Consider the following 24,685-nt stretch of genomic DNA (forward strand, 5'->3'; position numbering starts at 1 on the left):
TGGCAAGTCTCTTCTGCGCCTCCACGATGTCCCCATCGCTCACCTGAAGCACGGCCCCCTTCGATGAGTACACAGCCCTGAGCGCCTTTCTCGCGTTCACGGGAGCGCCTATTCTAATGGCCGTTGCAATTGTCTCCGGGTTCTCAACCGGAACGATGTCATCTCTCCCCTCAACGAACGCCCTGTAAATCGGGTTCGCTCCTTCGGCCTGCACACCAATCATCTTAGGAATGCTGTCGGTGTACCCCGCTTCCTTCAGCTCAACGAAGCCCTTGAATATTGCCGAGATGTTGCCTGCGTTGCCCACGGGCACGAAGACTGCATCAGGAGCATGGCCGAGCTGATCCACTATCTCAAAGGCTATTGTTTTCTGACCCTCAAGCCTGAACGGATTGATTGAATTGAGAAGGTAAAGCCCCTTCCTCCCACTGACCTCCTTCACGAGTTTGAGAGCGACATCGAAGTTTCCTCTCACCGCAATGACCTTAGCTCCGTGCATCATGGCCTGCGCGAGCTTTCCGAGGGCAACCTTGCCAGATGGAAGCAGAACATAGGCCTTCAATCCCGCTCTTGCCGAGTACATGGCCATTGAGGCTGAAGTGTTTCCGGTTGACGCACAGGCGACACTCCGCATTCCAAGCTCAACAGCCTTCGTCACGCCAACGGTCATCCCTCTGTCCTTGAACGATCCAGAGGGGTTGAGGCCCTCATGCTTGACGAACACCTTTGCGTCGGCACCTGTTTCAACAGGATACAGGGGCGTTCCTCCCTCGAAAAGCGTGATTGGATCAATTTTAACGGGCAGCAGGCTCCTGTACTTCCAGAGAGTTACGTTGTTACCGTCAAGTCTGAAGTCAGCGTTGCTGACGTCAAAAACAACCTCGAGCAATCCACCGCACCTGCGGCAGGTGTAAATGAGATCGGTTTCAAAAGTCTCCCCGCACTCTATGCATCTAAGGAGATACATAAATTTGGAAAAAAATGGGGTTTTATAAAGCTACTCCTTTGACTCGGGCGGCCACTGCTTCTCCAGCCAGCCCTTAATCCTTCCTGAGTCCATCGGACCCACAAGCACTGTCCAGCCAGTCTCGTCCTCTATCGCACCCTGAAGCCTCGCAGCGAGCCCGGGAATGACCAGGTACCTGTGGCTCACCTTCTCCTCAACTCCAGTCTCCTTGATCAGATCCTTGACCTTCGCTGCGGTGAACTGACCACCAGCGACGCTCACCTCAACTCCGAGACCCTCTGTGTCGAGGACGAGCAGCCAACCCTTGATGTTGTTGCTTGTAAGGTCGCTCTCAACAGTGTAGTATGTCAGCGCGAAGTTGGTGGTTATGAACACGGGATCGTCCGGGCCCGGATTGTTGATCTCCCTCAAGCCTGGCTCCACCTGAACCGGAGTTCTCGGATCGGTGTAGATGTTGTACCTCAGAATCACGGATGGCATCACAGTGTACTGCTCGAGGTTCCTGAAGATCATCACGTCCGCGTACTTGACGATGAAGGTCGCGGCGATGACTGTCTCCCAGTAACCCTTGGTTACCTCATCACCATCAATCAGCCACGCAGCAATGGGCGTGATCATTATCGGGTGGGCCACATCCTTGTCCTCTCCAAGTATCGCCGTTCTCCTGAGCTGAACAACCCTCTCGAAGGTTGCCTTGAGGCCCTCTCCAACGGGCTCGGTGACGGGGTCCAGGACAATTTCGCTGACGCCATTCTCCTTGAACGTCTTCGCCATGCTCTTCAGAGTGTCTAGGTCCTTGCTCCTGAGCGTTACGGGAACCTTGAACTCGAGGGCGAGTTCCATAAACTCTCTCCAGTTGCTCTCAGTTGCCGCGTAGATAAGAGGTCTCTGATCCGCTACCTCCTCGAGTGCAGCCCTCATGCACTCCGGGTTGAGAGATACGAGAATCATCGGCTTTCCGTACTCGGCCACCTTCTTCACTGCCTTCCTGAACTTCTCCGGATCGTTGGACGTGCACCTCACCGCGATGCCCTCGAGGGTTATGAAGTCTCCAACGTAGAACTTTCTGTACTCGACAACCTTGCTGCACCTCTCATCTATCTGGGCCTCGTCCATGGTGTCCCATACGTCGAAGAAGAAGGCTGTCGGATTGAAGTAAGTGAGCTCGTGCCTGTGGAGAACATCTTCTCCACCGATTTTGATCGCGTTGTCACCAACGCCTATGACCACCTCGGCAATCTCGGGAGAAGTGAGAGCGATCAGCTCGTTGAGCTTCTTCTCGAACTTCTTGTCCTTCTTGGCGTTCTCAACAAGCGGAGGACAGTCCGTTGGCTTAACGTTCCTGTCAATGATCTGAGCCGCAAAGCTCATGCACGTGTCGTAACCACACTCACCGCAGTTCGTCTGCGGGAGGAACTTGTATACCTCGAGCGGGCTCTTTACCTTCATCCCATCACACCTCCATCGTTATCCAGTCGTCCACATTGTCGATGCTGTCCTTCACCGTGCCGTAGAGCATGCCCATCCACTCTTTCAGCACAGCCACAGCTCCTGGATGCATCATCATGAAGAGGTCCACTCCTGCAAGAGCGAGGGTCATTCCTGTCACTATCTCCCAGATCGGACCTCTCAGCTCCCTCGGACCCCATGGAGTGTCGCCCTCTATCGGCGAGTCAATCATCCAGGCCTCTCTCGCACCCCACGCGTTGGTTGTACCGCTCGATATCGGGAAGTTGAGGTCCTGGTCTCCTCTCAGTCCCGAGATTCTTATCCTCTCCATGTTGGTGAACGCGTAATCAAGACCGTATCCAAGAGCAGCAGTAGTTGGATCCATGACGAGGCTGTTCCTGTCAATACCGACTCTCTTGAGAAGGTACCTGTTGAGCGTCTTCTGGTTGTTTATGTCCATCTGAGTCCAGCTCAGAATCACATGACCGTACTTCTTCGCAGCATTGCCAATCCTCTCCCAGTCCATGTCCAGGGTTGCGCTGGCGAGCATCACCCTCTCCCCCTCGGCAACCTCGGCAGCCTTCTCAAGTACCTCCGGATCCTTCTCCTTGTTTCCAGAGCCTCCGATTATGAGCGGAACCTTCACAGCCTGAAGCACATCCTCAACGACCTTAACAGCCTCGCTTGCCGGCGTATCTTCAAGCAGCGGGTCCGTGCTGATGAGGTGCAGCGTCACGAGGTCTGCTCCGAAGTCCTTAACAGCCTTCCTCGCCCACTCCGCAGGGTCGTCGAGCACATCCTCATAGTGCTCCCTTACCGCTTTTGCGAGCATCGGCCTCCTGTCGAAGATATCAATGGCAACCACAGGCATGTTTGGATTTTCGGCATCGAACAGGTAGAACGCCAGGCTTTTCTCACCACCAATTGTGACCGTCGTTTCTCTCGTACCACCATCTGCCCTCGTAGCGCCGAGAGTGACCTCTTCTATTGCTCCCGGATACTCGGCCTTGTACGGCTCGAACTTTGCTTCAATGAGCTTGTCGGGTATCTTGAACTTCGGCACTTCAAGCGGCTTGACCTCCGGAACTGCCTGCGAAACAGCAGGCTGCTGGATGGCAGGAGCCCCGATCGGCGTCTGAATTCCGAGGGCAGCAGAAAGTCTCTGCAGGTACGTGAGGGCCATGTTCGCGTGGTATATGAAGTTTCCAAACTCCTGTATCAGCTGCGTGTATCCTGCCAGAGCAGCAAGAGCCTGAATCAGGTTCGCATCCACACCGCTTCCGGGCTCAATTTCGATTTCGAGGTCTCCTTCAATCCTTACCCCCTCAAGCTCCTCAACGTTGTACTTCTTAAGCGTCTCAAAAAATTCCTCAAGGGTGAACTTCTTTGCCATCTCCACACCTCCAAAAATTATTTTGAAACAGACTCAGCATGAAGCTCAATAATCATATCTGCAATTTTTTTGGCTTTCTGGTAGTATTCGGAAGATTCGGGCAGGTTTATCACAGGCTCTCCCCTGAGATCGAGCTCGGCAATGGTCTCATCGTACGGCAGGAAGTCAAGGACCTTCATTCCAATCTCATCGGCAAACTTCCTGATGACCTCCTCGGCCTCCCTGTTTGCAATCCTGTTCCCCACAAGGAATATGTCTTTGAAACCGAGGTCCAGCTCTTCACTGAGCTCCTTTATCCTCTTGGCAGTTGCAAGTCCCTTCTTTGACATGTCCGTGACGACGATTATGTAATCTGCGCTGTCTATGGTCTTCCTGCTGAAGTGCTCCAGTCCTGCCTCGCTGTCTATGATAATGTACTCGTAGTGCCTCATCAACCTCCTGAGAACTCCCCTCAGCAGGTTGTTGGCGTAGCAGTAGCACCCCTCGCCTTCAGGCCTCCCCATGACGATGAGATCAAAACTGTCGCACTCGCAGATGGCTTCACCATATATCTTTCCTTCGAGCCACTGCTCCTTGTTTGTGGTCCCCATCTCGTCCCTGCTAACCTGAAACACCTCTCTGATATCTCCAAGCGTTTTTTCAACCAGCTCTGCAACCCCAAGCGCATCAGGCAGATTGCTGTCGGGATCGGCATCTACGGCGAGAACGCTGGTGGTTTTCTGAGAAATAAAATGGATTAAAAGGGCGGAGAGTATTGTCTTTCCCGTTCCTCCCTTGCCAGTTACTGCAACCACTGTCATGGCTACTCCTCAATTATCATCTCGCTAATCCTGATTTCCGCGCCTTTAAGGGTGATTTTAATAAATTTTGGCTCCTCCTGCTTCTTTTCCTTCTCCGGCATCACTTTCCACCCTTCTTCTCTTCGCTCTTCACTATGACCTTATCTATGTAGATCTTGGCGTCCTTGATTATCAGCTTGATGCCCGCCGTGGCTGGCTGAGCAGGCACCTGAATCTGCGGCATCTGGAACGCCGGAAGCTGTGGCATCTGCATCGGCACTGCCATCTGCGCTGGCTGTACCTGCTGGACTGCCGGCTGCTCTGCAGCAGGTGCTTCTTCAACCGCAGCCTCCTCAGCAACCTCTTCCTCTACCTCTTCTTCCTCTTCAACCCATCCCTCTGTGATCTTCTTGCCGTCAACCGGCCTCACAACTCCCGTGACGACTGGATGATCAACCTTCTTCAGGAACTCCTTGAGCTCCTCGATCGTCTTTGCGTCTTCTTCTGTTGCTATCTTATCCCTAACGTCCTCCGGTATGTACTTCTCAACCCTCTGCTTGAGCTCTTTGGGCATCCAGACAGTCCTGTACCAGCCACCGTCGGCCTGTATGAACTTCTTGCTCCTGAAGTAGCTTATACCGATGCCGAGGAATCCTATGACCTGCTTACCTCCACCAGTCTGTCCGGCCATCGTCGAGAAGGTGAGGCCGTTCGGCGCGGGCTCTGGATAACCTCTGTGCACCCAGCCGATTCCGTCGACTTCAGGCATGTAAAAGCCGATGACCTCGAAGCATCCGCAAGACGTGTGCGGGTACTCGAAGAAGCTGTGGAGCTTTATCCTGTCGTACTCTCCACCGCTCTCCTCCTTGGCGAACTCGTTCACTCCCGTGTACTCACCACCAATCGGGTCAACGACATCTCCCTTCGGAATCGCCTTGTTCGGTCCCTCTGGATCAACTCTCGCCGCAGCCCTGCCGTCGAACCAGCTTATGGCACCGCAGAGCGATGGCCTGTCCGGGCTGACGACACACACGTTTGTGGGAGCAAAGCTCTGACAGAGCGTGCAGGAGTAGAACTCATCAACATCCTCGTCGTGCAGGCTCTCGACTCTCGCATCTCTCTCATCGTAAATTGGCATCGCAATCTCATTGAGGACTTTCTCGACCAGATCCTTGTCGGTTATGTAAACAGCCTCAATCTTCTCGATAAACGGCAGCTCGTTCTTGAACAGCATCATGGTCGCCTTTGCAATCTCAATGAGACTCTTGAGCCCCTTCTTAACCGCTCCCTTGCTGATCCTGATCCAGATGTCGTACCTCTGGTTCAGGTGCATGTAGCCCTCTATGTAGTTCTGGAAATCGTGGTTCCTCCTCTCGATGACTGGTTCGAGGTCCTGCTCCACCTGGCTGCCGGCTATGTAGTAGATCATTGCGTATGGATACGCCTTACCCTCCTCCATCTCGTCGAGGTCTGGGCCTACAAGCGTAACCTTCATGTCCTCTACCTGGTCCTCCGGTAGGGCAAGAACGAGCTCAAAGCCAGGCTGAGATGTACCGCCAAGCTCAACATACATGTCTCCCTTCCTGACCCTCTCTCCCTCGTACATCGGGGAGATGTCAAACGGGAACTCTGCCTCCTCACCTACACTCTCCTTAACCTTAACACCCTCCGGAATCTCAATCCTCTTCCTCTCAACCATCGTTATCACCTCCTCTAAAGCCCGTTAATAACCTCCTCGAGCATCTGATAGTGCATCTCCTTATTCGCGGTTAGGTTCGTGAAGCTGAACTTCGCGTGTGGCTGATAGAACTCGTCGAGGCTAATTGTCGTTATCTTGGAGAAGTGCTTCAGGGCGGAGAGCATTCTCGACAGGTAGTACGGCAGGAAGCCGAGATACAGCACGACATCATAGTTGCCCTTGCCATCAAAGCCCTGCCACTCCTCGTCAAGCATGAACTGAGTCACATAGTGCAGTGTGAATACCGCCGACTGTGGCTTTACGCCCCTCTCAATAAGTGGCTTGCTTGATCCGCCAGTGGCAATTATTGGAATTCCTTTCTCGTAGAACTTGACAGCATACTCCACAAGCTTTTCATCCTTCAAGAGCTGTCCGCCTGTAACGAGCACAGGATGCTTGGCCTTTTTGACCAGATTTACCACAACGCTCGGCTTTACGGGTGTGGCCTCCCTGCTTACCTGGATGTCTGCAACCTGATACCTCCTTGCAACTGGATACTTTTCCTCTTTCTTAACCGCCATCAGTTACACCTCCAAAAAATATTACTGTGGGGGCTTTTCGCCCGCATACTTCTCGTAAACCTCCTCAACGAGGGTCGGGTTGAAACCAGCATCAAAGCCCCTGATAGGCCCTTCAAGTATCTTCTTCTTGTTCCAGTCGATCTTCCATCCGTACTCACTCTCAAGTATGTGCAGCAGCTCGTCCTTCATCTTCAGCGGCAGGTCTGCTTCGCTCCTCACGTAAATCGGCCAGTCGTCTGGCAGTGCTCCAAGGTACTTCTGGCTCAGCTCGAGGTAGTGGGTGAGCTTTATCTGCCTTCCAAGGCTTGTGTCGTTTGGTCTGATCGTTAGTCTTGCGAGGTGTACAATCGCCTCTTCCTTCGTCTCAACGGCAACCAGCAGTGTATCTGGCGCGGGCTCGATGTTCATCTTGCTCTTTGTCTTGATGTCATATACCCACCACTTCTCAGGCTTGAAGTACTTGCCAATGTATGCCCTCCTGTATTTTGTGCCGTGCGGTCCAACAACGACCGGAACTCCAAGCCTGTTGAATCCCGTTGCAATTGCCGCAGCCTTGTGGCTGTACGGTCCCCAGCTGAAACCGACAGCACCAACTCTGTTAAGCACGTAGTCAGCGATCTCAGCATAGTTACCCCTGAGTGGCCTCATGGCGAAGATGTTGGCGATCTTGATGGCTGCTCCGGCAATGTGGCTGTTGGCAACACAGCTACCCATGTTCGCAAGGCCACCAGCATCAAAGTTGCCCGGATACTTCTCAAATAGTGTCTGGCCCTCCTCATCCTTGAGCATTCCAATGTCCATCGCATGGCATCCAGAAGTGACGACGATGTACTTCCTCCTCAGGAACTCCTCAAGGATCTCCCTAATTGACGCCATCTCGTCTGGGAAGTTTATACATCCCACAGCAGCGATAACTCCAGGAATCTGACCCATAACAATAGGTTGACCGACGTTTCTGATCTCTGTGTCCTGCACCGGTCCCCTACCAACCCTTGTCTTTCCAGTCTTGTTGTAAAGCCTCTCGAAGTTGCTTGCCATTATTACATTGATTATCTTGATGTTCTTCGGACATGCCTGCTCACATTTGCCGCATGCGAGGCACTGCTCCTCAAGTATGGCAAGCTTGCCGAGATCTTTGGTCTTCTGTGCGTGCGCCATTCCCTGATCGATTCTCAGGTTGTGCGGGCAGGTGAACACACAGTTCATGCACTGCGTACATTTGTTGATCTCCTCCCAGAGTTCCTCATCACTCTTGAAGAACCTGTACTTCCTCTCCCCACCGTGCTTCTTGAATATCGCCTCCGCAACAAGCGGTGCCACCTGTCCGACCTTCTCAGGAACGGGCAGGAACACACCCGGCAGCTTTCCGCTGACAAGAGCATCAACGATCTTCTCAACAGGCCAGTCGCTGACGTCCGGCAATCCTCTCACAGCAGCGTCGCTTGTCGCTATGAGCGGTATACCCATCGCCTGGCACGCCTGCAGGAGGTCTGCCCTTATACACTGCTCATCGCTGATCATCACGTCCGGAAGACCTGCCCTTATAACCCTGAGCTGGTAGCTGATTGGACCGAAGATCTTAGACATTGCCTTGCCATTAACTCTCGCCATGTCGTGGGTCGTACAGCAAAGTCCTGCAATTTCAAAATCATCAACTCTGCCCATCTCTTCAAGGTAATCGAGAATCGGCTTTGAGTAAAGCACATTGTGTCCAACAACGACGATTACTGGCTTGCTCTTATCCACAATGCCAAATCCTGTGTCTACAAGAGGTGTGTTCGGCTCAGCCTTTGGCATGTTGTATGCCACAATTTGAGCTATGTCTGCGATTTCCATCACAACGTGGTCAACCATGCTCACATGCATTGCCTTGCTCTCATAGTCCCTCAGATCCTCTTCATTTCCGATGTGTGTGGCATGAAGAACTCTCATCAGCTCTCTCTCAGCCCATTCCATAGCCTCTCTCAGATCTCCAAGCGTCTTCGGTTTAATCCCAACGACAGTCCTTATTATTGGCGCCTCAACGTTAACATCCCCACCAAGGTCAATCGGGAGATCCTCACCATATTCTTCGATCAAGTGATCAAGCAGGTGTCTCGCATGACCGCCGTGTGACGCGGTTCCTATACAGCAGGCGATGGTAACAAGCCTCGCCTTTGCTGTTTTAAGGTCAATACCACACGCACCCTTCTTGTTCATCGACAGGTCACACGGCCCCATCGTACAGAGGTTGCAGTAGTCAGACATCGGGGCGTAGAAGGGCTCGAACCTGTCAAGCAGCTTGTGGTCCCACTTTCTCAGCTCGAGAATCCCAGGCTTTGGTGTCGGGCCCATTGGTTCGTCCCATTCCTCTGCCTCGTCAATTACCTTTCCGATTTTTATGCTTACGTTCCGCATCTCATCAATTGCGAACAAACCTTTTTTCAGTTCGAATGCCATACCATACCACCTCTTAAATCGAAAACCAAATTTCCGTTAAATTTAACATCCAGGTACTTAATTCTTTCAAACTCCTCTCGACCCTGCATTTGAATTAAACTCCCCTCTATACAACTATAAAACATTACCTATTTTGGATAGCGTTAATAAATAATTAAGAATCGCTTAACACGCTTTGCATAATTTCTTCTGGTCTGGTAACACTCTCTCCGCTGACAGGTTCAACTGTAGCGCTGAACCTCTTGAACCCGTCGAAGTCGGTCAGGTAGGAAGTGTATATGCTGTTCGGCATGAAAGCGCCACCCGATGGAGCGACATCGGATATGCCGACCCTGAGATTTACACTCCTCCCTCTGCTCGTCACCCTGACCACGTCACCTTCCTTGAGGCCGTTGCTCTTGGCAAAGTCCTCCGTAAAGTAGATTACCGCCGACTTTTCCACGAACTCTTCGGTGAACTTTCCCTTATCCACTGCCTCCACCTGAAAGCTCCACCTTCCGACCACAACCTCCACGGTTATCTTTTTGAGAAACTTGGAAAACTGAAGCGGCATCACACCACCTCCAGAAGTTTTCTGAGAATCTTCTCGTCGTTCAGATCACTTTCGATTGCAGGCTCCAGTTTAACTTCCACGCCATCTATCCTCACCATTGTTCCTGCAGCCTCAACGCCTGCAATTGACGACGGGAGAACGACTTTCGCAATTTCTCCTGTAAAGGTCATCCTTGGATCGACAACAATTGTGTTTATCTTCGCCAGCTTTTTCGCGTAATTGAGAGGCAGAGAGTTCAGCGGATCGGTGCCGATTATTAGGGCCGTGTCTACAGCGTCATTTTCCAGCAGCTTATAGAAAGCGAAGTCGTCAGATGACTTCTGTTCCCTGAAGCTGTACCTGTTTATGTGACCTGTTTTCTCATACATCAGCTCGTTGAAGCCCCTCATGTTGGGGTGACACCCAGCGGGAATGAAGTAAACATTGGTCTTCTCATTCATTTTCCTGACCATGTCCTTGAATGGCTCATAATTTCCCCTGAGCCCGTATTTGAGTCCGAGTCCTCCAAATATTACGTTGAAATCGGCTTTTTCCATCTCCTTCAGAACCCTCGGTATGTCGCTCGTGTATATTGACGGTGCCCTTCCTTCAAGAGCCTGGCTGAACGCCTGAACAATCTCGAGATCGTCCTTCACCTCAAAGAACCTTGCATTCTTCTTGGCGAGCTTCGCGGTGTGGGTTTTCCTGACGTCTATAACAACCAGGAACCTGTCCTCCTCGTATCCGCGCTGCCTCTTTCCACCCCTCGGGTAGTAAGTGTAGCGGGACATGTGCCTCGACAGGCTGTGGTACGGATCCACTCCCCAGTAAACTATTACGTACGCGTTGTTCTTCACCTCCTCAAGCGTCGTGCTCGGCAGCTCCCCTTTCAAAACCATCTCCACGAAGTCCCCGAGGCAGAACGTTGAGTTGTCATCAATGTATGCTTCTTTCTTCTCGGCAAGCTCTATGGCAAGCTTCTGTGCCTCAAGAGTTGTCGTGTCGAGGCCATAGATTGCAAGGTTATCAGACTCCTGTATGAGCTCACGAGCTCTGTCAAGGGCTGTGTCAAAGTCCACTTCCCGCCCATCAACCTTCGGCTTAGCCCTCGATGCTGCGTGATTCAGGAATATCCCGGCTCCTCTCCTGCAGGCATGCAGGACGTGGGTGATCCTGCCACCCTCCACCTTAACCTCAATGTCATCACAGAGACACGAACAACCAGCACATGTTACCGGCATGACTATCCCTCCAGAAAGCTTATAGCATCACTCGGGCAGTTCTCCCTGCACGCCACACACAGCACCCTGTTCTTCCCGTATCTCCTGCACTTCTGCATGTTGATGACCTTCAGAACGCCGTTTTCGAGCCTGTATATGGGGTCCTCTATCTTCGGCCCGTAACCGCTCCCGGAGCCGTAGGGATCATCGGCCGCATGAACAGGACACACGACGATGCAGTTTGCACACCCGGAGCATTTGGACTCATCCACAATCAGTCCAGTCTCTGTTGCCTCTTTCAGAGGCTCAAGAAGTTTCTGGAGCTCTTCCTTCTGCTTGGCATACTTTGCGTCCTCAAAAAGAGGTGTGCACTCTTCGATCTCCCTTTCCCTGTTGACTACTTTGAACGCAAATGCCATGCACGTCTGTTCTCCGCATTTCTTGCAGTTCGTTTTCGGCAACAGCTTGTAAATCTCCATTGGCGTGATTGGCATTGTTAAAGATTGCACTTATTTATTGTTTAAGATTTCGCACTTGTGAGTTCGAGACCAATAGCTGGACTCCCCGGGGAAAGATTATAATATGAGAATCACCGTATAAAATTCCCATGGAGCCCCTCATCGATTTTGATAAGGCGACACCGGCGATCAGGTTCGCAGAGGATTTAAAACCCGTCCTGTACCAGCCACACGAACTCAGAGAAAACTTTCCAGCGTACTACATGTACAGAGACTGCGCCGCGAGCGAGGAGGACAGAGAGAGGATCAGGGAGCTCGGATTGAGGTACGACTACACAGTGATCCCTCCCGCAACCATTGGAGACGAGTACATAAAGACTTATGGCCACTACCACCCCGTACACGTGAAAATCAGCTACCCGGAACTGTACCAGGTCATAAAGGGTGAGGTCGTGTTCATACTCCAGAAGATGGGGGAAAGAGAGGACGAACTCCACGACTTCGTGTTCGTCAGGGCAAGAGAGGGGGACCTAATACTCGTTCCACCTGGTTACGGCCATGTAATGGTAAACACGGGTGACGACGTCCTCATGACCTCTAACTGGGTCTGCAGAGACTTTCAGTCAGTGTACGAACCGTACGCAAGGCTGAGGGGCGCAGGATACTACCTGACCAAGAGGGGGTGGGTTGAGAACAGGAACTACAGAAGGCTTCCTGAAGTCAGAGAGGCGAGAAGCGGTGCTGCGAAAATTTTCAGAGTTGAGGGAGAAATGTACTCGCTAATCCAGGAACCCGAAACACTGGAGCTGCTCGTAAATCCTGAAGAGCACGAAGACGTGTTCAGAAAAGCTTTAGAGGTCGAGTAACCCTCTCACGGGAGCTATTGGCGGAAGCTCCCTCTTGTGCCTGCTTTTTTCCACCATTGCAACTACCCTCTCAACGTCATCTTCAGATACGCCGAGCTTCTCGACCATCTCTGCCTTGGTCATCCCCATCTCGATGCCCTTGAGAATTGCATCGAGTTTCTGGTAGCTTATCCCCATCTCGTCCTCATCAGTCTGACCCTTCCAGAGTCTCGCTGACGGTTTCTTGAGGATTATGCTCTCCGGCACTCCAAGGTGCCTCGCCAGCTCAAACACCTCGGTCTTGTAAAGATCGCCTATTGGCAGGAAATCCACACCACCATCTCCGTACTTGGTGAAGTACCCCACTTTCAGCTCGCTTTTGTTCCCCGTCCCGGCTACAAGCCTGTTAAGCCTGTTGGCGTAGTAATAGTTGATTATCATCCTGACTCTCGGCTTTACGTTCGCAAATGCAAGAGAATCAGATTCACCGAAGATCCTAGAAAAGCTCTCCAGAACAGAATTGATTTCCACATACGCATGCTCTATCCCGAGAGTCTCGCACACCAGCCTCGCATCCCTTATGTCCTCCTCCGTCGTCACGCCGATTTCAGGCATGATTGTTGCAAACACCCTCTCGCTGCCAAGAGCCCTCACGCACAGAAAGGCCACTGTGGCGCTATCCACACCACCGCTTATTCCCACAACCACACCATCGGCGTTTGCGAGCTCGACCTTCTTCCTTATGAAATCACATATCCTGTCCGCAACCCGATCCCACATCATGATATCAGCCTCAGCAAGACGGCTTTCTGAGCGTGAAGCCTGTTTTCAGCCTGATCAAACACCACCGAATGGCTCCCGTCAATAACGTCGTCAGTTATCTCCTCTCCCCTGTGGGCCGGAAGGCAGTGCATCACGATCACGTCTTCTTTAGCCATTTCAACCAGCCTCGAATTCACCTGATAAGGTCTGAACACCCTAAGCCTCTCGTCCCTCTCGCTTTCCTGACCCATGGATGTCCAGACGTCAGTGTATATAACATCCGCGTCTCTCACAGCATTTCCAGGATCGTTTGTAATCTCAACGCTTGCCCCCCTTTCGAGAGCCCAACTCACTATACCCTCACTCGGTTCAAAACCTTTTGGTGTGGCAACGGCAATTTCGAAACCGAGAATTGCCGCAGCAAGTATCATCGAGTTGCAGACGTTGTTTCCGTCACCAACCCACGCAAGTTTTACATCCAGAGTCCCCTTTTTCTCCTTTATGGTTAAAAGGTCCGCGAGAGTCTGACATGGATGCTCGAGATTGCTCAGGCCATTTATAACCGGCACTTCGCTGTGTCTGGCGAGCTCAACCACCGTTTCGTGGCTTCTAACTCTCGCCATTACGGCCGAGACGTATCTCGACAGTACTCTCGCAGTGTCTGCAATCGTCTCTCCTCTGCCGAGCTGAAGATCATTCCAGCCAAGATAGAGGGCATGACCTCCCAGTTCAGTCATCGCAACTTCAAAGCTCACCCTCGTTCTTGTTGAGGGCAGTTCGAAAACCATCGCGAGACTCCTGTTCTTCAGGTAGTCTCTGAAAACTCCTCTGTTGCGTTCATCTTTCAGTTTTTCTGCGAGCTCAATCAGGTCGAGGATTTCCTCCTTTGTGAGGTCGGATACCGAGATCAGGTGCTTTACCATGGCCTGTAACATGATAAAAAATTTAATAAAGTTTGCTTTTGTTCAGCGACCCTCCCACTCATCAATCCAGGCCGAGATGTTCTCCAGAGCGTATACAAGCCGGTATGATGGCCGAGATATTATGTCCGAGTCAATCATGTAAACGCTGCCGTTCCTGACTGCACTGATGTCCGGAAACTCCTTAGTGACCCACCTGTAAAGCATGTCTCCCTCTCCTCCCATGCCGGAACCGCTGTTAACGATTATTATGTCGGGATTCCTCGACACCAGGTCCTCGTAGCTCACGATTCCCCATCCGTCTATGTCGTCGAAGGCATTCACACCACCGGCGATCTCGATAAGATTGTCCGTAAACGTGGAATTTCCGCTCACGTAAATCGGATCGTTCCAGAGAATGTGAGCAACTTTTGGTCTCCTCTCGTAAGTCTCTGCCTTCTCTCTGATCTCGTTCACCCTTTCGTCCATCCACTGAACGAGCCTTGTTGCGTTTTCTTCCTCACCAACGGCCTTTCCGATCATCAGAATGTCCCTCTCGACATCCTCGATGTCCTTAGGGTTTGTCGCAATTACGGTGATGTTATACTCTCTAAGTATGTCAACCACCTCCTCCCCGTTCCCAAAACTCGCGACTACGAGATCCGGATCAAGTGAAAGCACCTTCTCAACGTCCACGGTAGAGAATCCGCCGACGCTAACAAGCTTCCCCTGCTTCTTCAGCTCCACTACCTCCGGAGGAAAGTTGCAGTAATCTGTGACTCCGACGACCCTGTCTCCAGCACCTATCGCAAAGAGTATTTCGGTGTTGCTTGGCGCGAGTGAAACTATCCTTTTCGGGGTTTCGTTTATCGTCACCTCATACCCAAAGTCGTCAACGATTCTCTTACCAGCAGTTTTTTCGCTGATCTGTGTTTTTATCGGCGTTGGTGTTTCAGCAGGAGACTTTTCCGGTGTTGTCGATATCTTCTGCTGATTATCTGCTGTACAGCCCGAAAGAATTAACGCAAGAATTACAAGCAAAACTGACACCAATCTGACCCTCACACTCTCACCCCTCGATTGTCGCCCGCACGATTATATAACTTTATCCAATTCACCTTACAGACAATCAAAAAAACTTTAAATTTTTCAGTTGGCAAGGCAGTCATGAGAGACTGCAGGCAGTGCAAGCATTACTCATGGTGTGTGGACTGGGGATGTCTGAAAGAGAACGGATGCGAGTACTTCGAGCACGTCATGCAGGATTATGTATGATTACTTCAGCTTTGGGACAACCACTATGCTTCCGTTGTGCCGCACCACTTCAACTCCTATGCCGTAAACGGCCTCTATGTTCTCGGGTGTCAGCACCTCTTGGGTTTTACCATCAACCACAACTTTACCATCCTTGAGCATGACCACCCTGTCAGAGAACATGGCCGCGAGATTGACATCATGCATGGCGACCAGAGCCCCCTTACCCGAATCCACGAGCTTCCTGACGATCTCCATGACCTCTACCTGGCTTTTTATATCGAGGTGAGACGTCGGCTCGTCCAGTAAAAGATATTCGGTTTCCTGGCAGAATATTCTCGCCAGCAGCACCTTCTGCTTCTCACCACCACTCAGCTCGTAGAAGTTTCTCCGAGCATATTCTTCCATCCCGACAAGTTTCAGAGCCCTTACTGCTCGCTCGTAATCATCTCTTCCAGGCGAAAAGTGAGAGTAAGGGAGTCTTCCAAAGAGGACCACGTCCAGAACTCTCAACCCGGCGGATTCGCTTTCCTGAGGAAGATATCCCAAATGCTTCGCAATATCCCTTCTCTCAAGTGAGGGCAGTTCTCTTCCATCGATGTAAACCACACCACCGGTGGGCCTGAGAATCCCGTAAATCGTCTTCATCAGTGTTGATTTTCCACTCCCGTTAGGGCCGAGAAGTGCCACAAGCTCCCCTTTTCTAAGCTGAAGCCGTATTTTTCCAATGATCTCAGCACCACCAAGGACGACCCGGACATCTCTGACCTCAAGTGCCAAAGCCTGTCCCCCTCCTCAGCAAATAGATGAAAAACGGTGCTCCGAGCATGGAGGTTATTATGCCAACAGGAAGCTCCCCGGGCACAATTATTCTCGCCACGAGATCAACAAGGGGCATGAACCCCATGGCAAAGAGAACTGAAAAAGGTATCAGAACTCTGTTGTCAAATCCGAGGAGCATCCTCATCGTGTGTGGAATTATGAGCCCGACGAAGCCTATAACGCCACTAACAGAGACTGCTGAAGCTGTGAGAAGAGATGCAATTGCTACAACGGCTGCCCTGAATTTCGTAACGTCTATGCCAACACTCTCGGCATGTTCCTCTCCCATCAGCAGAGCGTTGAGTCTCCAAGCAAATACGTACAGGAGACTCACCCCAATCACGGCCGAGAAAAGTGTCAGTTCAACCTTGACCCAGCTGGCAGTCCAGAATCCACCCATGATCCAGAAGATAACCCTGTGCATGCTTTCTCCGGCAATGTAAATCAGAAAAGACGTCACCCCTGTTAGAAAGGTAGCTACAGCTATTCCGGAAAGAAGCAAAGAGCTCGTGGTGTTGCCGCCAATTCTGTAAACCACGTAAACCGTTATTATAGAGCTCACGAAGGCAAACAGCATGAGAGACAGGGAAGAGTTCGCCAGTCCGAGAACTATTGCTATGCTCGCTCCAGCACTTGCTCCGCTCGAAACACCTATGATGTACGGATCGGCGAGAGGGTTTCTGAAGAGAGACTGCATCGCACAGCCTGCGGACGCGAGAGATGCTCCGACGATTGCCGAGAGCAGAGTTCTCTTCAGCCTGTAATCAAAAATTTTGTCCTGAAAATCATGAATTGAAAAGACGAAACCCGAGGATCCATAGCTCAGGCTGAGAAGAAATGAGATCGCGAGCAGAACTACCAGTGCCGCGAGAACTCTGAATTCCTTCTGTGACGTTGTATAGGGCATTTGATATCTTGTAAAGTTCTCCGAATTTTTAAGGTTTTGGAAAAAAGAGACACGCTTTTATAATGTTAAATAATTGATTTCTCTGATGCTACCACCGGTTGAGTACATTTCGAGGATCAAACCATTCAGCCTCCTGTCGGAGGAAGAGGTAGAGGAACTAGTCAGCAGGATGCACGTGTCTCTTTACAAAACCGGGAAGACCGTGTTCAAGAGGAACAAGGTGCTTGATAGGGTGTACTTAGTTAGAGACGGAGAACTAGGACTTTTCGATGGGGACGAGCTGATAGAGGTTGTGGGAAAGAACGAGTTCACGGGCCTGATATCAGCGATAAAGAGGGAGAAAACCGAGTTCGAGGCGAGAGCAATAACAGACACGATTTGCTTCGAGTTCAGATCCAAGGAAATTCGGGAGCTGATGGAAAGAAACGACGAGTTCAGAGAGTTCGTGAACAAGCTCCTCACGATGCGATTCAGCGAGCTCTTCCACTCAGAGGAGGATGAGCTGATAAGCGTTTTCTCGAGAAAGGTATCGGAGATTCTGAGCAAAAAACCAGTGACCTGTTCTCCAGATTCCTCGCTGAAGGACGTTATAGAGCTCATGGACAGGGAAAGTGTTGGCAGCGTCGTTGTGGTAAACCAGAGGGGGAACCCCCTCGGGATAATTACCCACACGGACGTCATAAGATCTCTGGCAAGAGGTGGTAGGCTTGAGGAGAGGGCGGACTCCGTCATGAGCCGGCCCGTTAAGGCTGTGGACGTGTCAGCATCACTCCTGGATGCCTACATAAAGTTCATTGAAAATGCGGTGAATCATCTGGCCGTAGCCGAGAACGGGAGGCTCGTAGGAGTCGTCACGATAAAGGACCTGATAAGAAAGTTCGAGCCTCAGACGTCCCTGCTGAATTACCCGAAACTAGTGAAAAAGGCAGACGAGCCCGGAAGGATTGGAGACCTGCTGAACGAAATCGTGGGATCTATGAAGAACATGGTCAAGTCAGGGCTCGACTACAACACCATCTCGTCGATCTACGTCCCAATTCTCGACCAGATCCTCAGAAAGCTCGTGGAAAGTGCAGGTGAAGATTTCACTGCAGCAATCATCGGGAGCTTCGGGAGGAGAGAGGTGAAAGTTCCGATAAGGTACGAACTCGTACTGATAGAAGGCGCTGTTGGAGAGCTGCAATCCCACCATTTCATCTCCGTCACAAGGTTCAGAGATCTTGCCAAGAGTCCCGAAGGCCTTGCTGCACTTGCGGACTCGAGGTACATCCACGGGGACGGAGCAACGTATGTAGATTTCAGGGAAGAGCTGGAGAACATGCTGAAAGAAAGCAGGGAAGGGATACTGGAAAATCTCAAAAAAGATCTGAGGGAAAGAGTCACCGTGGAAAACTGCGACAGACTTGTGTGCAGAATTGCAAGGTACTGTGCAATCGTGAACATGGATTTCACCGCTAAGAGCACTCTGGAAAGAATACGGGAGATCGACGTTTCTGATAGCACTTCTGAAAACGTTGCCGAAGCTTACTCTGCCGTGAGGATGATCAGACTGAGAAAAGAGCTTTTCGGAAAAATGGACAAGGTTGATGAGGTGATTCTGAAAAAGTCCGTGGGGATTTTCAGGCAGTTTCAGGACGAACTCAGGAAAAGGATGAAAACATGGTAGATCTCCTGAGCGATGCCGAGTTCTGCGTGATAGACCTGGAAACCACCGGGTTGAACACGAAAAAAGACGAGATAATCTCTTTTGCTGCAATACCCGTGAGAGATATGACAATACACATCGACGAGGCGTTTTTCACGCTGATCAGGCCGGAAAAGTTCAGGATAGAGTCGATAAGGTACCACGGTCTAACCGAAGGGGATCTCAAAAACGCTCCCTGTTTCGAAGATGTCGCGGACAGGATAGGAGACATCCTGAGAAACTCCATAGTTGTCGGGTATGCGGTTTGGGTTGACGTCGAGTTCCTGAGGAACGCGTTCAGGAGAAAACTGAAAAGGAAGATCAGGATAGAAAGGTACGTAGATGTTGCTGAGATTGAGGCGTGGCTCATAAAGAAAAGGGGGTCTGCCGTTACCTTCAGGCTCGATTTCGACAGTCTGCTGAAGATATACGGGGCCGGGAACTTCCACAGGCACACCGCATTGGGAGATGCTTTTTCAACAGCTTACATATTTCTCAGGCAGCTCTCACAGCTCGATGAATACAACGTGAGCGTGATAGACCTCGTGAGGATTGGGAGGAGAATGCTTTTCTGAGTCAAATAAAGTTCCTCTCAACGTAGCCATGGAACCTCCTGACGGTTTTTAGAGCATCTTTTATCAGGGTCCTTTCCATTGGGTTGACCTCTGTGCTCAGAAACTTCTTCTTTCCCTGGGCCTGGAGCCAGATTTTTCGCCTCATCAGGATTGTGTACGCGTGTTCGAGGTCGTCACCCATGTCTTCCGGAATCAGTCCCTCCTCCACAAGAGCCCTTATCCTCTCAAGCGTATTGCTGACGTGAATCAGTCCGTTGGTCACTGCAAGAGCCCTGACGGGGTACTCGACGGGCGCAATGGCGCCTGCCTTGTAGTCAAAAATCTCCCTCAACCCTCCCAGTATCGTTAGCGCAGGTTTGTACCTCAACGATGCGATCACAACGAACCGGTTTCTGTACAGCCTCTCCGCTAGGCATTCCTTCATCTCGTCGATGAGTTTCCTTTCACCCAGGAGGAACCTGGAATCGGCCACAAGAGAGATGTTCACAACATTTTTTTCCGCATTTCTGGACCACTCGGAGCAGACACTTTCGAGCTCCGACCGACGAAAGTTGAATTTGTCAGAGGTGTAACCGTGATCACATCCGGGAAAGCCGAGCCCGTCGAGCGTGGCTTCAAGCCTTGAAAACCACTCCAGAACACTGTCATCCTCGTAAACTGCCATTGTGTCTCTGTCGGTCAGTAGAAACTGCTCACTCCTTCCACCACTTCCCGTTATCGCATAGGCATACCCCTTTCCGGGCATGCCCACGAGCCTTGCGGCGGTGACTATCATGGCATCAACAACGTGAGAGATCTCCGAAAAGAAGACGTATGGGTCAACCACCTCCGGATGTTCCACATACCTCGCAGCCTCTCCTTCGAGGTCGCGCTTGAAACTGTCCATTGCAAGAGAGATCTCCTCGACACTGTTTGCGCCATGTATCCGGGCGGTGTACTTGATGTACTTGGGTCCGAGTTCAAATGATATATCTCTGAGCGTTACCACACCCACCAGTGTGCCGCCATCGAAAACGCCGAGGTGCTTGATTCCATGCTGAACCATTAATGAAAGTGCGTCGAATATCGTCGCGTCCGATGTGATTCCAACAAGCCTGGTTTTCGCGTAGTCACCAACGCTGTTCCTGAGATCTATGTTTTCCCCGACTGCTCTTCTCAGATCAGACTCGGTGAAAAACGCATAGGGCCTCCCATTCTTCATAACAACAACGCTCGAAATCTTTTCCTCATCCATGACTCTCGCGGCCTCTTTGATGCTGACGGTGCTGTCAACAGTGACCGGATCCTTCTTTACGAATTCCCTGACTGACCTGAAATTTGACATTGTCGTGAATTTTAACAATCAAAAATAAAAAATTTTGGTTAAAAAAAAGGTGAGGTTACTCTGGGATCTTCATCCTGTCCACGAACTCGATCGTTTCTGGTGGATTCGCCTCTTCTGCACCAGTAGCGAGAGAGACCACGACTGCAACGATCAGGTGCACGAGGAATCCGACGACACCCCAGGCGATCGTTCCTATCTTGCTGCCCGCTATGACTATCGGCGACATGCCCATGAGTCCGACTCCGGCAATGTACGGGAACGACACCAGCAGTCCAGCGACCATTCCTGCGACAATGCCGTACCTGTTCAGCCCTTTCCAGAAGATGCCCAGTATGATTGACGGCGTGAAGAGGCTCGATGCGAAGACGAACGCCCATCCGACGAGCAGTGCAACGTACTTGCTGAAGGTCGGGTCCTGTATAGCTCTCGCTCCGGCGAGGGCCGATATCACCGCAAGCACGACGAGCATGGCCCTCCCAATCCAGACCTCCCTCTCCTCAGAGACGTTGGGGTTTATGAACCTCTTGTAGATGTCCCTCGTCGCTCCGACAGTCATGACCATCATCAGACCGTTTGCTGTGCTGAGAGCGGCTGCAAGACCTCCGACAGCGACGACGACTGCAACCCACCATGCCAGGCCCCACATGTCGGGCATTCCTATGACGACTATGTCCTTGTGGAACGCCAGCTCCTTGGGATCGAGGATTCCGTTGCCGTTGAGGTCGCTCACCTTCACAAGGCCGGTGGGAAGCCACTTCTGGATCCACCCTATCTGCTTGGCCTGCTCAATCGGCATGCCCCATGCCTGCGAGAACGCGTACCTTGCAAGGATAGCGTAAACGGGAGCGGTGAGGTAGAGAAGACCGATGAAGGTCAGCCCCCATCCAACTCCGTATCTTGCAGTTCTCACATCCTTGACCAGGTAGAACTGGGACAGCACGTGCGGAAGCCCGACCGTTCCGAGCATTAACGCTAACGCACCTAAGAGCCAGTTGAGCAGGTTTGTACCTCCTGCAAACGAGGTCTTGAAGGGCATGGTGAAGTGGGCAAGCCCAAATGCCGTCTCTCTTGCCTCGAGGCTCGCGAGAAGGCCTCCATAGCCGATGTGTGGCCACGGCTTGAATATCCCTGCTTTCGCGGCAGCAAGCAGGAAGCCGATCCAGTAGGCAGTGATCAGCACCCAGTACTGGGTGACCTGGACCCAGACGACGCTCCTCCATCCACCGGTTCCGGCGAACAGAATGACCAGCAGCGAACCGAGCATCGCTCCAACAACCGCGTGTATTCCAAGGAATCTCCCGATGATAACTCCAGTGGCGACGAGCTGTGCAACGAGATACGTGAACGAGACGACGAAGAGCATCAGCACAGCTATGAGCCTCGCAACCGGCCAGTTTGCGGCTCTGGTCTCTATGAACTCGGGAACCGTGAATGTCCCAGACCTTCTGACGAACGGCGCTATGAGAACGGCTGCGATGACGTAACCGAGAGTCCATCCGATGATGTATGGTAGACCGTCATACCCCAGAATGGCTATGGCTCCGGCCATCGAAACGAAAGATGCACCACTCATCCAGTTAGATGCGATCGAAGAACCTATGGGCAGCGCCCCTATGTCTCTTCCAGCAACGTAGAACGCCTCTGTCGTTGCTGCCCTCATCACGAGGGCGACGACCACGTAAATTATGACAGACCCAAAGACAGCAACTGCTGAAGCCATCTCGGTGTTGCCCGCTGCCGCCAGAGCTCCAACAACTATGAAGTATATCAGGAAAATGGCCGGAATCGCTATTTTTGGTTCATCAAAAACGCCCATCCTACCACCTCACTTCCCGAGAATTTCCCTATCCCACTTGTCCATTATTATGGCATAGATGAATATCAGTGCAATTCCGAAAACCACTGCAACAAAGCCAGCAAAGAACCAGTGGAGCGGTATTCCTCCGAGGATTTTTATGTTCTGCGTTGTCCCCACTGGAACGTGCATCCAGAACGCTGGTATCGTCCAGAGCAGCAGCATCACTATGGTCAGTCCCTTCATTTTGCTCCAGTACTCCTGGAACTTCTCATCACTAACTCCGCTTCCCTCTACCATCCATCTCACCTGCCAAAACCTTCTCGATTGATAATCAAAAATCATGTATTATTTAAATATTTCGCAATCTGTCACCATTAATCATATAAAATTTTACGTAAAATAGAATTTGGTGAGTTGCGCAACTGTGCAACATGAAAACGACAACTGACGAAAAGAACCACAGATTCAGAAAAAATTCACTGACAATAGCGAACAAGAAAAAGAAAAAATCTGAAGGTTACTTGTTCTCCTCCTTCAGGAACCTCCTCAGGAGCTTTCCTGTTGCAGTTCTCGGCAGTGGCTCGCTCCTGAACTCGATGACCCTCGGAAGCTTGTACTTCGCGATGTGCTGTTCCAGGAACTTCAGCATGTCCTTCTTGAGCTCATCACTTGGCTCATAGCCCTCCTTGAGGACAACAACCGCCTTAACGATCTGTCCCCTGATTCCCTCGGGATCTGGCACACCTATCACTGCGCACTCCTTAACCGCAGGATGCTGACTGAGTGGCTGCTCGATCTCGTCTGGCCCGATTCTGTATCCGGACGACTTGATCAGGTCGTCGTCTCTCGAGACGAAGTAGATGTAACCGTCTTCGTCCTTCCTGACGAAGTCTCCAAGCACATTCCAGCCGTTCTTCACGCTCTCCTTCTGCTTCTCGGCCAGCGGCCTCGTCGGGTGGTTCCAGTACCTTATACCTGTGGGCCCCTTTATGTAGAGGTTTCCAACCTCTCCTGGCTTGCACTCCTCTCCTGTCTCGGGGTCTATTATCCTCGCCACGTATCCCGGCACAGGCCAGCCAATGCTACCAGCTCTCGGCTCTGGGGCCACGGTGTTGCTTATACAGATGTGCACCATCTCTGTCGCACCGAGAGACTCGTATATCGGCATGCCGAACTTCTCGAGCCACCTCTTTGCAGTCTCAGCACCGAGAGCCTCACCACCACCCGTGCAAAGCCTGAGGCTTGAAAGATCGTACTTCTGCATGTACTCATCGAGCTGCGGGTTGGCGAGGATCATTCTGTATGCTGTTGGCAAGGAGCTGAACACGGTTATGCCGTGCTCATCAACGAAGCGGAAGAAGTTCTCGACGCTGAAGCCAGGCCATATGCTCGTCGCAGCCCCATGGAAGTACGGAATGAGGCAGCCGTTCCCGTAACCCATTGCGAAGCTGACTGGGGCTGGACCACCCACAACGTCATCCTCCGTGAGCTTCCACACGTACTTTCCAACTAAGTAAACGGCTGAGAGGATGTTCTCGACGAAGTGCACACAGCCCTTCGGCAGGCCGGTAGTTCCGGAGGTGAAGAGGATTGCCGCTGGCGTTCCAATTTCGAGAGGTACGGGATCGAACTTGGCGCTCTCCTTGTAAACCTCGTTAAAGGACACGAACGGGTCCTCGAGGTCTTCTCTCTCAGTGACAATTACCTTCTGCACCGTGTTGAACTCCGGCACCGACTCCTCGACTGCCTTGAAGGTCTTATCGTCCCCGGTGACAAATATGGCCTTTATTTCGGCGTTGTTGGCCACGTGAACGATCTCTTTCTTGGCCCACATCGGATTCAGGGGTACCGGAATCGCACCCGCCTTCATTATGCCGAAGTTCACCGCAACTGCCTCGGGCATATTTCTCATTCTGAAACCGACCCTGTCGTACTTCTCTATGCCTATGCTCTTCAGGAAGTTTGCAATCATGTTGCTCAGCCTGTAGAGGTCTCTGTAGGTCACCCTCCTGTCCTCGAAGTATATCGCAACCTTTCTGCCCCTGCCCTCCTTTACGTTTCTGTCAAGAATCTCCTCTGCAAGGTTTATCTCTTTCCTTTCACCAATATAGGCTTTTACCTCGTCGGGAATGACGATGTCGGGCCAGCTTTCCTTTGGGACAACATAGTCCAGAATCCCCATTCTGCATCTACCTCCGAATATTTTTTAACCTCAATCTGCACTTTCCTAATTTATCGTTATAAATAAATTGCGAAAAAATTCGATTGAAGGAGCCGCAGCAGGACATTCAGGAGCTGTAAAACCTCAGCCTGTAAACG

General features: G+C 51.5%; 22 protein-coding genes. 3 read left to right on the forward strand and 19 right to left on the reverse strand.

All coding sequences use genetic code 11. From position 1 onward, the window contains the following. The 10 genes from thrC to ACXJJC_RS06935 form a co-directional block, all read right to left on the reverse strand. Window positions 1-967, reverse strand: a 967-nt coding sequence (gene thrC, locus ACXJJC_RS06890) for a threonine synthase (protein ID WP_456370464.1), incomplete at its 3' end; no start/stop codon positions are given. Window positions 968-997: 30 nt separating this feature from the next. Then, complete coding sequence (acsC, locus tag ACXJJC_RS06895) at window positions 998-2,416, reverse strand: acetyl-CoA decarbonylase/synthase complex subunit gamma (RefSeq protein WP_456370466.1); 1,419 nt, start codon at window positions 2,414-2,416, stop codon at window positions 998-1,000. A 4-nt stretch (window positions 2,417-2,420) separates the two neighbouring features. Next, complete coding sequence (gene cdhD / locus ACXJJC_RS06900; RefSeq protein ID WP_456370467.1) at window positions 2,421-3,809, reverse strand: CO dehydrogenase/acetyl-CoA synthase subunit delta; 1,389 nt, start codon at window positions 3,807-3,809, stop codon at window positions 2,421-2,423. Window positions 3,810-3,826: 17 nt separating this feature from the next. Next, entirely contained in the window at window positions 3,827-4,609 is a 783-nt protein-coding gene (locus ACXJJC_RS06905) for an ATP-binding protein (protein ID WP_456370469.1), read from the reverse strand. Between the two features lie 100 nt (window positions 4,610-4,709). Then, window positions 4,710-6,287, reverse strand: a complete 1,578-nt coding sequence (gene cdhC / locus ACXJJC_RS06910; RefSeq protein WP_456370471.1) for a CO dehydrogenase/CO-methylating acetyl-CoA synthase complex subunit beta — start codon at window positions 6,285-6,287, stop codon at window positions 4,710-4,712. A 14-nt stretch (window positions 6,288-6,301) separates the two neighbouring features. Then, window positions 6,302-6,847: a CO dehydrogenase/acetyl-CoA synthase complex subunit epsilon gene (gene cdhB / locus ACXJJC_RS06915; protein WP_456370473.1), complete on the reverse strand. Its 546-nt coding sequence runs from the start codon at window positions 6,845-6,847 to the stop codon at window positions 6,302-6,304. Between the two features lie 21 nt (window positions 6,848-6,868). Beyond that, window positions 6,869-9,286 (reverse strand): CO dehydrogenase/acetyl-CoA synthase complex subunit alpha, encoded by a 2,418-nt coding sequence (gene cdhA / locus ACXJJC_RS06920; RefSeq protein ID WP_456370474.1) that lies wholly within the window; start codon window positions 9,284-9,286, stop codon window positions 6,869-6,871. Window positions 9,287-9,440: 154 nt separating this feature from the next. After that, a complete protein-coding gene (locus ACXJJC_RS06925) occupies window positions 9,441-9,839 on the reverse strand; it encodes a molybdopterin dinucleotide binding domain-containing protein (protein WP_456370475.1) in 399 nt (132 codons plus the stop codon). Continuing rightward, a complete protein-coding gene (locus ACXJJC_RS06930; RefSeq protein ID WP_456370477.1) occupies window positions 9,839-11,059 on the reverse strand; it encodes a formylmethanofuran dehydrogenase subunit B in 1,221 nt (406 codons plus the stop codon). The genes ACXJJC_RS06925 and ACXJJC_RS06930 overlap by 1 nt, the downstream gene beginning before the upstream one ends. Window positions 11,060-11,061: 2 nt before the next feature. After that, window positions 11,062-11,532, reverse strand: coding sequence for a (Fe-S)-binding protein (locus ACXJJC_RS06935; RefSeq protein ID WP_456370479.1), 471 nt, complete (start codon window positions 11,530-11,532; stop codon window positions 11,062-11,064). A 113-nt stretch (window positions 11,533-11,645) separates the two neighbouring features. Between ACXJJC_RS06935 and ACXJJC_RS06940 the strand changes: the two genes are divergently transcribed. After that, window positions 11,646-12,362, forward strand: a complete 717-nt coding sequence (locus ACXJJC_RS06940) for a glucose-6-phosphate isomerase family protein (RefSeq protein WP_456370480.1) — start codon at window positions 11,646-11,648, stop codon at window positions 12,360-12,362. Here ACXJJC_RS06940 and ACXJJC_RS06945 read toward each other — a convergent pair. The 5 genes from ACXJJC_RS06945 to ACXJJC_RS06965 form a co-directional block, all read right to left on the reverse strand. Further along, window positions 12,348-13,124 (reverse strand): NAD+ synthase, encoded by a 777-nt coding sequence (locus tag ACXJJC_RS06945; protein WP_456370482.1) that lies wholly within the window; start codon window positions 13,122-13,124, stop codon window positions 12,348-12,350. The two genes, ACXJJC_RS06940 and ACXJJC_RS06945, sit on opposite strands and share 15 nt — an antisense overlap. After that, window positions 13,121-14,026 (reverse strand): ornithine carbamoyltransferase, encoded by a 906-nt coding sequence (gene argF / locus ACXJJC_RS06950; protein WP_456370484.1) that lies wholly within the window; start codon window positions 14,024-14,026, stop codon window positions 13,121-13,123. The genes ACXJJC_RS06945 and argF overlap by 4 nt, the downstream gene beginning before the upstream one ends. Before the next feature lie 42 nt (window positions 14,027-14,068). Beyond that, a complete protein-coding gene (locus tag ACXJJC_RS06955; RefSeq protein ID WP_456370486.1) occupies window positions 14,069-15,067 on the reverse strand; it encodes an ABC transporter substrate-binding protein in 999 nt (332 codons plus the stop codon). Between the two features lie 210 nt (window positions 15,068-15,277). Then, window positions 15,278-16,036, reverse strand: a complete 759-nt coding sequence (locus ACXJJC_RS06960) for an ABC transporter ATP-binding protein (RefSeq protein WP_456370487.1) — start codon at window positions 16,034-16,036, stop codon at window positions 15,278-15,280. Next, on the reverse strand, window positions 16,026-16,985 hold the full coding sequence (locus tag ACXJJC_RS06965) for a FecCD family ABC transporter permease (RefSeq protein WP_456370489.1): 960 nt from the start codon (window positions 16,983-16,985) through the stop codon (window positions 16,026-16,028). The genes ACXJJC_RS06960 and ACXJJC_RS06965 overlap by 11 nt, the downstream gene beginning before the upstream one ends. 85 nt (window positions 16,986-17,070) lie before the next feature. Between ACXJJC_RS06965 and ACXJJC_RS06970 the strand changes: the two genes are divergently transcribed. Both ACXJJC_RS06970 and ACXJJC_RS06975 read left to right on the forward strand, forming a co-directional pair. Beyond that, window positions 17,071-18,651: a CBS domain-containing protein gene (locus ACXJJC_RS06970; RefSeq protein ID WP_456370490.1), complete on the forward strand. Its 1,581-nt coding sequence runs from the start codon at window positions 17,071-17,073 to the stop codon at window positions 18,649-18,651. Further along, window positions 18,645-19,244 carry a 3'-5' exonuclease gene (locus tag ACXJJC_RS06975; RefSeq protein WP_456370491.1) on the forward strand — a complete coding sequence of 200 codons (600 nt, stop codon included), beginning with the start codon at window positions 18,645-18,647 and terminating at the stop codon, window positions 19,242-19,244. The genes ACXJJC_RS06970 and ACXJJC_RS06975 overlap by 7 nt, the downstream gene beginning before the upstream one ends. A 1-nt stretch (window position 19,245) precedes the next feature. Here ACXJJC_RS06975 and ACXJJC_RS06980 read toward each other — a convergent pair whose 3' ends face one another. The 4 genes from ACXJJC_RS06980 to ACXJJC_RS06995 form a co-directional block, all read right to left on the reverse strand. Continuing rightward, window positions 19,246-20,568, reverse strand: coding sequence for a CBS domain-containing protein (locus tag ACXJJC_RS06980; RefSeq protein ID WP_456370493.1), 1,323 nt, complete (start codon window positions 20,566-20,568; stop codon window positions 19,246-19,248). A 55-nt stretch (window positions 20,569-20,623) separates the two neighbouring features. Then, window positions 20,624-22,384, reverse strand: a complete 1,761-nt coding sequence (locus tag ACXJJC_RS06985; protein WP_456370494.1) for a VC_2705 family sodium/solute symporter — start codon at window positions 22,382-22,384, stop codon at window positions 20,624-20,626. A gap of 9 nt (window positions 22,385-22,393) precedes the next feature. Next, the gene (locus ACXJJC_RS06990) at window positions 22,394-22,663 is read right to left on the reverse strand and encodes a sodium/substrate symporter small subunit (RefSeq protein WP_456370495.1); all 270 of its coding nucleotides are present in this window, start codon (window positions 22,661-22,663) and stop codon (window positions 22,394-22,396) included. 220 nt (window positions 22,664-22,883) lie between these two features. Beyond that, on the reverse strand, window positions 22,884-24,548 hold the full coding sequence (locus ACXJJC_RS06995; RefSeq protein ID WP_456370497.1) for an acetate--CoA ligase: 1,665 nt from the start codon (window positions 24,546-24,548) through the stop codon (window positions 22,884-22,886). Window positions 24,549-24,685 lie beyond the last annotated feature (137 nt).

The organism is Geoglobus sp. (genome assembly GCF_054018175.1).